11 protein-coding genes are annotated in these 13,728 nt (G+C 62.3%); 8 read left to right on the top strand and 3 right to left on the bottom strand.

Annotation, left to right across the window (positions count from 1 at the left end):
- The first annotated feature begins 131 nt into the window (after positions 1-131).
- From DSC91_RS37395 to DSC91_RS09875, 5 genes are all read left to right on the top strand, one after another.
- Positions 132-419: a hypothetical protein gene (locus DSC91_RS37395; protein ID WP_162831355.1), complete on the top strand. Its 288-nt coding sequence runs from the start codon at positions 132-134 to the stop codon at positions 417-419.
- A 65-nt stretch (positions 420-484) separates the two neighbouring features.
- Entirely contained in the window at positions 485-1,591 is a 1,107-nt protein-coding gene (locus DSC91_RS09890; RefSeq protein WP_115777954.1) for an OpgC domain-containing protein, read from the top strand.
- 53 nt (positions 1,592-1,644) lie between these two features.
- Positions 1,645-3,261 carry a tannase/feruloyl esterase family alpha/beta hydrolase gene (locus DSC91_RS09885; RefSeq protein WP_229758192.1) on the top strand — a complete coding sequence of 539 codons (1,617 nt, stop codon included), beginning with the start codon at positions 1,645-1,647 and terminating at the stop codon, positions 3,259-3,261.
- A gap of 206 nt (positions 3,262-3,467) precedes the next feature.
- On the top strand, positions 3,468-4,394 hold the full coding sequence (locus tag DSC91_RS09880; protein WP_115777952.1) for an ABC transporter ATP-binding protein: 927 nt from the start codon (positions 3,468-3,470) through the stop codon (positions 4,392-4,394).
- Positions 4,391-5,152: an ABC transporter permease gene (locus tag DSC91_RS09875; RefSeq protein ID WP_115777951.1), complete on the top strand. Its 762-nt coding sequence runs from the start codon at positions 4,391-4,393 to the stop codon at positions 5,150-5,152. Before DSC91_RS09880 ends, DSC91_RS09875 begins: the two co-directional genes overlap by 4 nt.
- A gap of 211 nt (positions 5,153-5,363) precedes the next feature.
- Here DSC91_RS09875 and DSC91_RS09870 read toward each other — a convergent pair whose 3' ends face one another.
- A complete protein-coding gene (locus tag DSC91_RS09870; protein WP_115779778.1) occupies positions 5,364-6,365 on the bottom strand; it encodes a helix-turn-helix transcriptional regulator in 1,002 nt (333 codons plus the stop codon).
- 184 nt (positions 6,366-6,549) lie between these two features.
- Between DSC91_RS09870 and DSC91_RS09865 the strand changes: the two genes are divergently transcribed.
- The 3 genes from DSC91_RS09865 to DSC91_RS09855 all read left to right on the top strand — a co-directional run bounded on the left by DSC91_RS09865 (position 6,550) and on the right by DSC91_RS09855 (position 11,988).
- Positions 6,550-7,461 carry an AraC family transcriptional regulator gene (locus tag DSC91_RS09865; RefSeq protein WP_115777950.1) on the top strand — a complete coding sequence of 304 codons (912 nt, stop codon included), beginning with the start codon at positions 6,550-6,552 and terminating at the stop codon, positions 7,459-7,461.
- A 620-nt stretch (positions 7,462-8,081) separates the two neighbouring features.
- The gene (locus DSC91_RS09860) at positions 8,082-8,507 is read left to right on the top strand and encodes a DUF3830 family protein (protein ID WP_074288243.1); all 426 of its coding nucleotides are present in this window, start codon (positions 8,082-8,084) and stop codon (positions 8,505-8,507) included.
- A gap of 598 nt (positions 8,508-9,105) precedes the next feature.
- A complete protein-coding gene (locus DSC91_RS09855; protein WP_115777949.1) occupies positions 9,106-11,988 on the top strand; it encodes a YadA-like family protein in 2,883 nt (960 codons plus the stop codon).
- A 95-nt stretch (positions 11,989-12,083) separates the two neighbouring features.
- Here the strand turns inward: DSC91_RS09855 and DSC91_RS09850 are convergent, their stop codons facing one another.
- Together DSC91_RS09850 and DSC91_RS09845 are read right to left on the bottom strand one after the other, a co-directional pair.
- Positions 12,084-12,212 carry an MFS transporter small subunit gene (locus DSC91_RS09850; protein ID WP_115777948.1) on the bottom strand — a complete coding sequence of 43 codons (129 nt, stop codon included), beginning with the start codon at positions 12,210-12,212 and terminating at the stop codon, positions 12,084-12,086.
- 10 nt (positions 12,213-12,222) lie between these two features.
- The gene (locus DSC91_RS09845) at positions 12,223-13,626 is read right to left on the bottom strand and encodes an L-lactate MFS transporter (protein WP_115777947.1); all 1,404 of its coding nucleotides are present in this window, start codon (positions 13,624-13,626) and stop codon (positions 12,223-12,225) included.
- Positions 13,627-13,728: the final 102 nt, after the last annotated feature.

Here is a 13,728-nt window from a genome sequence, read left to right as displayed (position 1 = left end):
ATCGGAAGGCGCTGCAATGACGCTCAGCCAGCCAGGAGATCGAGGATCAGCCCGGCAGCGTGTCCGGTCCACATGAGTGGTCGCCGTCGAGGGAGGCATCGCGCGAAGCGTGGGATGTCCGACGGGCCTGCATGAATCCATCCTACGATGAAAAAAAGCGAAAAAAATCGCGTATCGCAATCGGTGATTATTTTCAGTGGCCTTTACCGATCGCGTCGGTGTCCGACGTATTAAAAGCCGCAAAACTTGCCGCAAGACTTTCCATCAATCGGGGCGTGACGACGCAGTATTACTGCAGGCCGACATCCGATTTTCAGATTGCTGGCACACCGAATGGATTTAAAGGGCGGTTGTCAGCGCGCGCGGAGGCAACGCACGGTATCGGCGGGAACGTTTTATTCTCATGGAGTTCCTACTGAGAACATCGGTGTGTGACCGCTTTTCACGTTGCATTGCGCACATGCGCCATCTTACGAGAACCTGAATGGACACCCGCCGCGGACGCTCGATCGAAGTGGATTTCTTCCGCGGCGTCGTGTTGCTCGTTATCGTGCTGGACCATATTCCCGGTAGCACGCTTTCTCATGTGATGTTGCACGCCTATGCGCTGTGCGACTCCGCGGAAGTGTTCGTGTTCCTCGGCGGTTATGCGTCGGCGGCAGCGTATGCGACGGTACTCGCGGGCCGCGGCGAGCGTGCGGCGAAGATGCGCTTCGTCAGGCGCTGCTGGGAGATTTACCGCGCCTATCTATTGACGGCCGTCTTGACGCTGCTGTCCGGCGCCGTCCTCGCGCTATTGCATCTGAACCAGCCGATGGTCGACCTGACCGGCTGGCAGCCGTTCGCGGTTCAGCCGCTGCGCGAAGCGTTGGATATTGCCGTGCTGCGGCGCCAGCCGTATCTGTCGAGCGTGCTGCCCATGTATGTGATCTTTGCGCTATGCGTACCGTTCGTGGTGCCGCTGGCGCGCCGGTCGTCGCTCGCGGCGCTGGGCTTGAGCGTGGCGGTCTGGGCGCTCGCCCGGCCGCTGGCCGTACTATTCAGCATTGACGACATGGCCGACTGGGCTTTTAATCCGTTTGCCTGGCAACTGATGTTCGTGCTGGGTATTCTGTGCCGGATGCAACCCATCGGCGAGCGCTTTCATGCCTCTCTCACGGCGCGCTGGTTCACGCGTGCCGCGGTGGTTGCGGTGCTGGCGTTCGCCATCGTCAAACTCTTTGTGCTGACGCAGCCGCTACCCGGCGTGCTTAAACAGAACCTTTCCGTGGAACGCGTGATCAACTTCATCGTCATCGCCTGGCTCGCCGCACGGTTCGTGCGCATGGGCAGCATCGCATGGCTCGCACAGCGGCTGCCGGCCGTGGTGACGGTCGGCCGGACCGGGCTCGTGTGTTTCGTCGCCGGCACGCTGGTGTCGTTGCTCGTCGATACGGCAACGCCGCATATGTTCCATGGTTTTCGCGGTACGTTGGTCGGACTCGGCGGCGATCTGGTCGCCATCGGCGCGGTGCTGATGATCGCGCGCGGCTGGAACGACTGGAAAGGGCAGCAGGCGCGCACGGCGGTCAACGGCGCGCGCTACGGATGAGGGCGCGTGTGCGCCATGTGCTTTCTGCGCGGCATTCGCGCACGGTCGTCACGATGGCCGGCGCCGCGCTATGGCTGACGAACGCCTCACCGGCATGCGCCGCGCCCAAGGACGCGCCGCTTGCCATGCGCTGCGCGGAATTCGCCGGCGCGGTGTTGCCCCCCGAACTGATCGCCTTGCCCACGGCCGGCGTGCAGATCGAAACTGCGACGATGGTGGCGGCCACGGCGCCCGGCAATCAGCAAGGCGGCGAATATTGCCGTATCACCGGGCGCATCAAGGCGCTCAAGGCCAGCACGCCCGATATCCGCTTCGACCTGAATCTGCCGCGCCGCTGGAACGGCCGCGCGTTGCAGATCGGCGGCGGAGGCTATAACGGCGTGGTGGTGAGCGGTACGGGCGTGATGCCGTTCTCTCCGGATCGCGCACCGCTCGCGCAAGGCTATGCGACCTTCGGCGACGACTCGGGGCATGTGGGCGATTCGTCGCTGGCGATGTTCGGCCTCGTGGATGAGGCGGTGACCAATTTCGGCTATGCGCATCTGAAGAAAACGCACGACGCCGCGCTCGCGCTCATTGCACGCGCATACGACCGGCCGCCGCAACGAATGTATTTCGCCGGCGGCTCGACGGGCGGCCGCGAAGGCTACACGGTGATGCAGCGCTATCCCGACGACTACGACGGCGTGATCGCCAATTCGCCCGCGCTCAATTTTTCCGGTGTGCGTTTGATGGGCGTCAAGCTCGGTCAGGCGGAATACGCGACACCGGGCGGTTTCATTCCCCCGCTATTGCTCGAGCGCGTGTATCAACGCACGCTCGCGGTCTGCGACCGGCTCGATGGCGCGGCGGACGGCATCGTCAGCGATGTCGGCGGATGCCGGAAACACGAAGCGGAAATCATCGCCTCGTTGCGCTGCACCGGACGGGCTCCCTCGCATGACGAGTGCCTCACCGACGCACAGCTCTCCACCTTGCAGGCGATGAGCGACGGCTTGTCGTTGCCCTACAGGCTGGCGTGGAACGTCAGCGGTTATCGCGGCTACAACACCTTTCAGGGCACCCGTCTGACCGGCCTGCTCGGGCTGGGGCATCAAGCCGGGCGCTTGCCGGTGCCGACCTTCTTTGCCAACGGCTATCTGTTCGCGCAGGGTGACGGCTACATCCGCTATTTCGTGACTCGGGATGCCGGGTTCGACTCCCTCAGGTTCGACCCGCTGCATCCAGGCAAATACCGCGAACAGCTCGTCGCGCTGTCGCAGACGATCGGCGCGATGAACCCCGATCTGGCCCGCTACATCGCGCGGGGCGGCAAGCTCATCACGTTGCAGGGTCTCGCCGACGAAGTCATCAGCCCGAACCAGACGATCGCCTACTACGAAGCGCTGATCGATCGTTTCGGCATCGACCAGGTCAATGCGTTCATGCGGCTTTACATGGTGCCGGGTTTTCAGCACGGCAGCGGCGTGTTCATCCCCTCGGTGGATTTGCTGGGTGCGCTCGACAATTGGGTGACGCGCGGCGTATCGCCCGAAACGTTGACCGCTACGGATATCGCGGCCGCGACCAACGGGCGCTCGCGTCCGCTGTGCCGTTACCCGCTGTTTCCCCGCTATGGCGGCAAGGGCAATGTGAATCTCGCCAGCAGTTTCGCGTGCGCCGAACCGTGACAGGATCCAGACTGTCCGGCAAGAACCCCGGCCGGCCCTGAAAGGCCGACACGCCTCGCTGACGAACCCTGATTCGGTCTATCCGCGCCTCGGGCATCTCGGGGTTGCGCTGCACGCTTTCCCACTTTCATTTACATTGCGGGTGCGGCGGCGTAATCGCCCCGCCCCCTTTTAATCCAATACCGGTGTCTGCCATCGTCGAATCCATGCAGCCAATCGTCTCGGTCACGAATCTGTCGAAAACCTACGCCACGGGTTTTCATGCACTCAAAAACATCAATCTGGCGATCAATCGCGGAGAAATCTTCGCCTTGCTTGGGCCCAACGGGGCGGGCAAAACCACCCTCATCAGCATCATCTGCGGCATTGTGAATGCGAGCGTCGGCAGCGTGACGGTGGACGGCCGCGACATCGCGGCGGACTATCGCGGCGCACGCTCGCTGATCGGCCTGGTGCCGCAGGAACTCACCACCGACTCGTTCGAAACCGTCTGGGCGACTGTCTCGTTCAGCCGCGGACTATTCGGCAAGCCGAAAAACCCCGCGTACATCGAGAAGATCTTGCGCGATCTGTCGCTGTGGGAAAAGCGCGATAGCAAGATCATCACGCTGTCGGGCGGCATGAAGCGCCGCGTGCTGATTGCCAAGGCGCTCTCGCACGAACCGCGCGTGCTGTTTCTCGACGAGCCCACGGCCGGTGTCGACGTCGAGTTGCGCCGCGATATGTGGAAGCTGGTGCGCTCGCTTACGGCAAACGGTGTGACGATCATTCTCACCACGCACTATATCGACGAAGCGGAGGAAATGGCTGACCGCATCGGCGTGATCAATGCGGGCGAGATCATGCTCGTGGAAGAGAAGACGGAGTTGATGCGCAAACTCGGCAAGAAGCAGTTGACGCTGCAACTGGAGAGTTCGCTCGCGGAGGTGCCGTCGGCGCTGGACGGTTATGGGCTGGATGTCGGCAAGGGCGGCAACGAGTTGATCTACACGTATGAGGGCGAGGGCGGGCGCACGGACATCATCGCGCTGCTCAAGGCGCTCGACGATGCCGGCATTCGCTTCAAGGACCTGCACACGACCCAAAGTTCGCTCGAAGACATCTTCGTCAGTCTGCTCCGAGGTAACCCATGAATTTCTACGCAATCCGCGCGATCTATAAGTTCGAGATGGCGCGCACCTGGCGCACGCTGATGCAGAGCATCATCGCGCCGGTGATCTCGACTTCGCTTTACTTCGTCGTGTTCGGCGCGGCCATCGGTTCGCGCATCAAGGAAGTGGACGGCATCAGTTACGGCGCGTTCATCGTGCCGGGGCTGATCATGCTGTCGCTCCTGTCGCAAAGCATTTCGAATGCATCGTTCGGGATTTACTTTCCGCGCTTCACCGGCACGATCTACGAGTTGCTGTCGGCGCCGGTGTCGTATCTCGAGATCGTAGTGAGCTATGTGGGCGCGGCCGCCACCAAATCGATTCTGCTCGGGTTGATCATCCTGGCGACCGCCGGCCTGTTCGTACCGCTGCAGGTGCAGCATCCGTTCTGGATGATTCTGTTTCTGGTGCTGACCGCGGTGACGTTCAGTCTGCTCGGTTTCATCATCGGCATCTGGGCGGATAGCTTCGAGAAATTGCAACTCGTACCGCTCCTCATCATCACGCCGCTCACGTTTCTCGGCGGCAGTTTCTATGCGGTCAATATGCTGCCGCCGTTCTGGAAGGTCGTGACGTTGTTCAATCCGATCGTTTATCTGGTGAGCGGTTTTCGCTGGAGCTTTTATGGCCTCGCTGACGTGGATGTCGGTGTCAGCCTCGGGATGACCGCGCTGTTTCTGGCGGTGTTTCTCGTGATCGTTGCTTGGATCTTCAAGACCGGGTACCGGCTCAAGAGCTAAGCGCCTCGATGCGAACCGGCTTGCCGCCGGTTCGACATCATGCGGCCGACGCCCGGGCACATGTCGTATGGGCCGGCCGCCAATCAAACCGCTTGGCGCGCCGCCTTCGCTATCGCTTTGCACGGTGCGATACCGGAATCGAATCCGATGATCGGCATGCATGCGGCCGGCTTGACACAGACGCCGGCCGCAGCATGCGCTCATCGCTCTCCTACGTCACATACCCCTGCGCCACGTTGATCAGCTGCACGCGATTGCGCACGTTGAACAATTGCCGCAGGCGCCGCAAGTGGTAGTCGACGTTATGCGGCGACAGCCCGAGGAAGTAAGCGATTTCCTTGTCGCGCTGCCCCTGCACGACGGCCTTCAACACCGCATGCTGCAATTCGCTCAGCGCGACACGCTGCTGCTGCTCGGGTGCGATCCCGATCACGCTTTTCGCGTGCGTCCAGATGAATTCGTGGATCGTGTGCGCGAACATCAGCGTTTCGGCCACGATCGATTCCGTCATCCAGCGCGGGTTGCCGATCTCCGAGTTGAAGCACAGGCTCGCGCTCAGTTCCGGCTCGGGCAGCGGCATCCGCGTGAGAATCCCGCTTTTGCGGCCCGTGGCCTCCAGCAGGTCGATCAGCCCGCCGAGCCGCTCGCTGCGCATCTGCGCGCGCGGCAGATCGGCGCGCATGTCGGCGGTGTTCCAGAGGAACGGCATACCGGTCGGCGACGCCAGCGCGACGCGCGGATCGAGCTCGAAATAACGCTCGCGGAAATAGCGCGTGAGCCATGTCTGCGACTCGTAGCTGGTCAGCACGAACATCGACTTGTGATGCGCGGTGGTGCGCGTGGCCGAATAGCTGAACGAGTCGAAGCCGAGTTGTTTGATGCGCCGCCGCACGAATTCGATGCGGTCCTGCGCACTGCCAAATTGCACCAGCGGACTGATTACCGGCGCGGCGCGCCGTGCGGCGGGCGAGGGCGTGCCGATCTCCTCTTCAGTGAAAAGAGTCAGGAAACCGCCAGCCGATATGCCTGACGCCATGCGGGTTGATGTTCTGGATGCTTCAGCCGCGTGGGCTGAATTCTCGAGTTGCCGCGTGCCGGCCGGGTAAGCCGGTTGTGCGGTAACCGCTGAGTTGTATGCCGCCGACACGTGGCTGGCCTCGCCTTGCGGCGAGCCGGTCAGCCAATGCGGCAGCGTATCGCATTCGTGTTCCATGAAACGGTAGCTCCGGCGTTCGAAACGCGTGATGGACGACAACCTGGATGATTAACTATTTCCAAATATTACGGTAGCCGGTTCCTTGCTATCATTTTTGAGATCTTGCGCTGACCTCTAACCGGCGACGCGGATACGACAGGGTTTGTTCATGTGCATAGAGGACCTCCCAGAAAGAGACGTGATGGCAAAAATTCCAAAGCTGACAACAACGCTTGCCTACGACCGCTATATGGCGGGACAAAAACTGGTGTCGAGCGTGGATCGCCCGTGGCGGCACCTGGTGTTGCGCTCGTATCTCGAACCTGACGAGCAGGAACTGCTGGAGGCGCCCGGCCTGCAGGACGTCACGCTGATGACGCTCGGCAGCGGCGCCGAACACCTCGAGCGCAACCTCAACGGACGCTGGGAGAGCGCCGACCTGCGCATGGGCGACGTCTGGTTCGTGCCTCCCGTGCCGATCTCGTGGCGCTGGCGTTCGATCAGCGATGAGCCGCTGTCGACCGTTCATTTGCACCTGGAGCGCAGCCTGATCGACAGCGTCGCCGACCAGATGGAACTGGGTGGCTCGCGCGAACTGTCGCTGGGCGACGCGATGCAGTTTCACGACCCCTTGATCGCCGGGATGCTTGACGCATTGCATCGCGCCGCAGCCGACCCGGCCGACTCGCGGCTCTATGTCGATGCGCTGGCTCACGCGCTCGCCGCTCATCTGTTGCAACATTACTCGCGTGGCCGTCACGCCGAGGCCGGCTTGCCGCCGCACCCCGAGCGCCTGGTGCCACGCCGCATTCGCCGTGTAACCGATTACATTCGCGCCAACCTTGCCGCCGATCTGGCCATCAGCGAACTGGCCGCACAGGCCGGGTTAAGCAGCTTTCACTTCGCGCGCGTGTTCCGCCGCGAAACCGGTGAAACGCCCCATCAGTTCGTCACGCGTTTGCGGCTCGAGGAGGCCGCGAGACTGCTGCGCGCCACCGATCAGCCGGTGTTGCAAATCGCGCTTGCGGTTGGTTTCGAGAACGCCAGTCATTTCTCCGTGCAGTTCAAGCGTGGCTACGGCGTGACGCCGCTTGCCTACCGGCTGCGCGGCTAAGCGTCAGGTTGCGCGGCTGGATCGTGCGGGCGGCTCGCCACCATGCGATGCCCTGGCGGCATGCCGGCGGTTGACGGCACACGGGATTCGTCAGTCCGGCCGCAGCATGCCTGGTCATGCCTGGCTGCCATGCTGCGCGAGAATGCCCGGTTGCCGCGTGGCACAGTGTAGCGAGGCCGGTCGCGGTGGGTTGTCGAAGGCAAGGTTTGATAAAACGCCGAAAACGGCAATCACGCACTTTTCGCAGTTTGCTGCGCATTGCGCGGCTTGCAAACTACGAAGTTTCGTGGCGCGATCGAGGATAAGCCTGGCATGGGCCAGCCTCGGTGCTGTTCCGGCCAGTATTGAAGCCGTTGGTTCGATGCGCGGTGAAGTATGGAGCGGCCTGCAATCATTGCGCCAGCTGGGTTGCGATAGCGCGCGGCGAGGCGCACTGGGCGGGCGGCGGCGGGCGCGATGCGCGTTCTCCGCCATCACCTAACTAACTGGCCTGACCCGTTGCGCGGCAACTGTATCTGTCGAAGCATTGCACCGGCCGACAGAATGTTGCGCCGACGGCTTGACCCCAGCCGGCGCCTGACCGACCTTTTCACTCAACCCGTCACACCGGATACCTAGCGATGACCCGACTTCGAATCACCTCCTGCGGCCACGTCTTTACCGCCGAAACCCATCCTGATGCGCCGGAAACCGTGGCTGCGTTTCTGAAGCTGCTGCCATACCGTCAGAAGATCATCCACGTGCGCTGGAGCGGCGAGGGCTGCTGGGTGCCGCTCGGCGACTTCAAGCTCGAGAACGACGGCGCGGCAGTCGGCTTCGAAAATCACACGAGCCATCCGTCGGTTGGCGACATCCTGTTCTATCCTGGCGGCTATAGCGAAACGGAGATCATTCTCGCGTACGGTTCGTGCTGCTTCGCCAGCAAGATGGGCCAACTCGCGGGCAATCACTTCCTGACTATCGTCGAAGGCAAGGAAAAGCTGCGCGAACTCGGCACCAAGGTGCTGTGGGAAGGCGCACAGGACGTGCTGTTCGAGAAGATCTGAAGCGGCGGCGACGTGTTTGCGCGGGCTGCGGGAACGTGTTTTAACTCTCGTTGATTTTCTCCTGCGTGAAGCGTTCCGACGCCTGGTCGTGTCTACCGCGGCGAGCGGCATCAGACCGCTCGCTGACTTTTCCCGCTTGTTGCCCGTGTCACGCACGGTGTCGCGTCGTGAACTCAATGCCCATCCCCCTGTTTAAGACGCGTTAAATAAGACGCCTTGAGAGCGCGCCTTAACACGGCCTAAAAACATCCCCGTTGATTTAAGACGTTTGGCACATTGCGTCCTAAACGGGGTATGCCGGTTGTGCTTATTCAAGCTAAAAAATCACTTTTAGGAGTTTTCGTATTCGCCGTTTTGGAGGCGGAGTGCACACTATGGGCGTCGCGTTTGGCGGCCATGGGAACGCGCAAGTTTTTTGGCGTGTGAGTTAACTATGTATATCTGCTGTCTCCTGAACCGACGGCAAACTGAAGACTGACGTGTTTGCCAGTCAGTGAGCGTGCCGAGCATTCTTAAGTTCTTCCGCGTCCAAGTTAAATATTTAGGATGTCTTAAGAATAATCTTGGTGACTGTATTTCGATAAAGAGATTGGGAGGAATGTTGAATAAGACTTACAAGACTGTTTGGAACAGAACGACCCGCACGTACGTCGCGGCGTCCGAGGTGCGGAAGAGCCGTGGCGCGAGGGGCGCATCGGCATGTGGTGCGCGGGTGGCCGTCGGCGCGGGATTGCTGGGGGTATTGGCGTTTTCGCTGCCGGCATCGGCTGAAGAATGCGAGGTGAGCAATGGCGATTGCAGAGCGGCGGCTGGAACGTTGCGTCCGGCGTCCGTGCTGAATGACATCGCACCGAAGAAGCCGCTCAATGCGATCATCAACGAGCCTGCGGGAACGGAGGCCAGCTTGCTGGCGGCAGTCCCGCAGTCACTTGCCTCGACGGCAAGCACGTCCGCATTGTTGGGTGCGGGCGCCGTGGCTCCACCAGACGATGTGCCGGTGACCCAGTACATCGCTGTTAGTCCGGTGATTACGCCAGGTTTGACGACGACGGCACTCTATGGCGAGAACGCCATGGCGGTCGGTGTTGGAGCGACCGCCTTGGGCGACGGCTCGCTGGCGGTCGGCGCGAGTTCGGGAGCAGCGCTGAACAATTCCACTGCGGTGGGTTCGGCGGCGGGGGCGCTGGCGGTGAATTCAACGGTTGTGGGCGCCGGTGCCACGACCAATTTCATCGCTGACAACGGCGTGGCGATCGGTTATCTCGCCAAGGTGCAGAATGCCAACGCGCTTGCCATCGGCACGAACGTTCAGACCAACGCTGAGGATTCCATTGCAGCGGGCAGCAACGCATTCATTGCCACCGTGGCAAGCAGGGCGATTGCGCTCGGTTCCGGCGCGAGCGCCACCGCCGCGGACTCTGTCGCGCTGGGTGCGGATTCGTCGGCCGAACGGGCTAATGTGATTTCGGTGGGCAACGGCACGCTGCAACGTCAGGTTGTGAATGTCGCTGCGGGTATCCAGAGCCATGACGCCGTCAATATCGCGCAGTTGAAAGGCGCGCTGGCCGGGCTCGGCGGCGGTGCGGACGTTGCCGGTGACGGGAAGATCACCAAACCTGCGTACACCGTTGGAGGCGCGACCTATAGCGACGTCGGCTCGGCGCTGTCCGCGCTGGCCATCACGGGCGCTGCGGCGACGGCGGATGCGGTCCAATACGATTCGACGGCGCACGACAGCGTGACCTTCGGTCAGCTCGGCACGCCGGTGCGGATTACCAACATACGGGCCGGGGGACTGGCGGCCGACAGCCTGGACGCCGTGAACGGCTCGCAACTGTTCGCGACCAACCAGGCGGTGGCGCAGAATACCAGCGACATCGCCGCGAACACCGGCAGCATCACCAACCTCGATCAGCGCGTCACGGATAACACCACGCGGATTACCAACCTCGATCAGCGCGTCACGAATAACACCACGCAGATCACCAACCTCGATGCGCGCACCTCGACGATCGAAGGCGATGTGAGCAACATCACGAACCAGATCACGAATGGCGAAATCGGCCTTGTCCAGCAGGATCCGGTATCGCGCAATCTGACGGTGGCCAAAGACCGGGACGGCGCCCGCGTCGATTTCACGGGCACGAGCGGTGCACGCGAATTGACCGGCGTCGCGGCGGGTACCACGGATACCTCCGCAGTCAATGTCGGCCAGGTCAAACCGATCGTGGCTGCGTTCGGCGGCGGCGCGCAGATCAACGCCGACGGCTCGTTGACCGGTCCCACCTATCACATGCAGGGCGGCACGCAAAGCAATGTCGGCGACGCGCTCGGCTCGCTCGACAGCGGGCTCACCACGTTGCAGCAAAACATGGAGGCCGGCGGGATCGGCATCGTCACGCAAGATCCTGTGTCGCGCATCATCAACGTCGGCGCGACGACGGACGGCAGTCTGATCAACGTAGCCGGCACGGCGGGCAACCGGGTGCTCACCGGCGTGGCGCCTGGTGCGGTCAATACCGCCAGTACCGATGCGATCAACGGGGCGCAGCTCCATACGCACGCGGCGAGCACGGCGGTGGCGCTCGGCGGCGGCGCGACGGTCAATCCGGACGGCTCGGTGTCGGCGCCGTCGTACAGCGTGGGCGGCACGGTGGTGAACAACGTTGGCAGCGCGATCAGCAATCTGGACGGCCGCGTGACCCAGAACACCAGCGACATTGCCGGGCTGCAAACCACGATCAACAACATCGGCGGCTCGGTGGCGAACGCCGTCCAGTACGACAGTTCCGTGCACGACAAGATCACGCTCGGCGGCACGGCGGCCAATGCGCCGAAGGTCACGCTCACCAACCTGCAGGATGGCGAAGTGTCCGCCACCAGCACCGACGCGGTCACCGGCGCGCAACTCTGGAGCACCAATCAGCAGATTGGCAGCCTCGGTCAGCAGATCGGCGACCTCGGTCAGGCGGTGAAGAACACTCAGGCCACCGGCAATTCCTATGTCGCCGTCAACAGTTCAGGCAGTTCGGCCCAGGCGATCGGCAACAGCACCGTGGCGATTGGCGGCGGTGCAAAAGCGAGTGCGCCGAACTCGGTGGCGATCGGCGAAGGCTCCGTCGCCGACCAGGTGAACACGGTCTCTGTTGGCTCGGCAGGCAACGAGCGCCGCATTACCAACGTCGCAGCGGGACAAGCGCCGGGCGACGCCGTGAATATGCAGCAGTTCCAGGGCGGTATGAACGATATCGCGCGCCATGCGTATTCGGGCACGGCGTCGGCGATTGCGTTGACGATGGTTCCGGAGGTCGATGCGAACAAGAACCTTGCGATCGGTGTCGGGACGGCCGGCTATAAGGGCTATCAGGCGGTCGCGGTCGGTTTGTCGGCGCGCGTGACGCAGAGCCTCAAGGTGAAGCTCGGAGCAGGCATCAGTTCTGCCACGACGACAGTCGGCGCCGGCGCGGCGTACCAGTGGTAGCCGGGCAAGGAGGGTAGGCGCGCGCGCAGTTCGCGCACGCGTCGACAAGCTTTTCGCCCACCCCGCACGTTCGATCGTGCGGGGTGGCGCGATACTTACTTGAACAGCTTCGTTGCCTGCGAGAGCGTGTTGAACACGCCCCATGCCAGCGGCACCATCACATACAGCCAGAAGACGGCGAGCTTGAGCTTGTTGGTCGGATGAACGGCTTGAACGGTCGACATGCGAGTCTCCTTAGGCGCCTTTGGCGAGTTGTGCGTCGGTCATGTGGTGCTTGTCGTCGACACGCTTGACCAGCAGGTTGCAAACGAAACCGATCACCAGCAGCACAACCATGATGTGGATCGTCATCGTGTAGGCATCGGCCTTGGCAACGCCGTGCGCCACTTCATACGCGCGGATGTAATTCACCAGCACGGGGCCCGCCACACCCGCCGCGGCCCAGGCGGTCAGCAGGCGTCCGTGAATACCGCCGACGAACGCCGTGCCGAACATGTCCGCGAGATATGCAGGCACCGTTGCGAAGCCGCCGCCGTACATCGACAGGATCACGCAGTACGCGAGCACGAACAGGGCGATCTGGCCGGACGCGGCAAAGCCGGGCACGAGGTAGTACAGCACGGCGCCGAGCGCGAAAAAGATGAAGTAGGTGTTCTTGCGGCCGATCCAGTCCGAAGCCGAGGCCCACACGAAACGGCCGCCCATGTTGAACAGCGAGAGCAGGCCGACGAAGCCGGCCGCCGCGGCCGCCGTTACCGTGTCCTTGAAGCTCTCCTGAATCATCACCGACGCCTGGCCGAGAATGCCGATGCCGGCCGTCACGTTCAGGAACAGCACCAGCCAGATCAGATAGAACTGCGGCGTCTTCAACGCCTGATCGATGTGCACGTGGTTACGCGAAATCATCTTCTTCTGGCTGGTCGCGGGCGGCGTCCAGCCGGCCGGCTTCCAGTCCGCCGGCGGCACGCGGATCGCGAGTGCGCCGATCGACATCGAGATGAAGTACGCAATGCCGAGCACGACGAAGGTCTCGGCCACGCCGATGCTGGTCGCGCTGCGGAAGTGGTTCATCAACGCCACCGACAACGGCGCGGCAATCATCGCGCCGCCGCCGAAGCCCATGATCGCCATGCCGGTCGCCATGCCGCGACGGTCCGGAAACCAGCGGATCAACGTGGACACCGGCGACACATAACCGAGGCCGAGTCCGATCCCGCCGATCACGCCGTAGCCGAGATAGAGCAACACGATCTGATGCAGGTACACGCCCAGCGCGGAAATCAGAAAGCCGCCGCCGAAGCAGCACGCGGCGGTAAACATCGTGCGGCGCGGCCCGACATGTTCGAGCCACTTGCCGGCAAACGCCGCCGACAAACCCAGGAACACGATCGCCAGCGAAAAGATCCAGCCGAGCGACGTCAGCGACCAGTCGTCAGCGGCGGATTGCGTAATGCCGATGACTTTGGTCAGTGGACCGTTGAACACGGAAAAGGCATACGCCTGACCGATACAAAGGTGGACGGCGAGCGCTGCGGGCGGAACCATCCAGCGCGAAAACCCCGGCTTCGCAACGGTGGCCTGTTTGGAAAAGAATGGTGCTGAGCCTGAATTCCCGCTCGGCTCGGTGATGCTGCTCATGGTCGGTCTCCGGTGTGACGAATGCTTTGTTATCGGCGTTTCTTACGTAATGCTTTAGAGCTGCGGTGTAAAAAATGCAGATTCATGCAGCCTCGATATATG

Source organism: Paraburkholderia caffeinilytica (assembly GCF_003368325.1).
GTDB classification, from domain to species: domain Bacteria; phylum Pseudomonadota; class Gammaproteobacteria; order Burkholderiales; family Burkholderiaceae; genus Paraburkholderia; species Paraburkholderia caffeinilytica.
The sequence above is the reverse complement of the archived record's forward strand: the minus strand, read 5'-3'. Positions and strand labels throughout refer to the sequence as shown.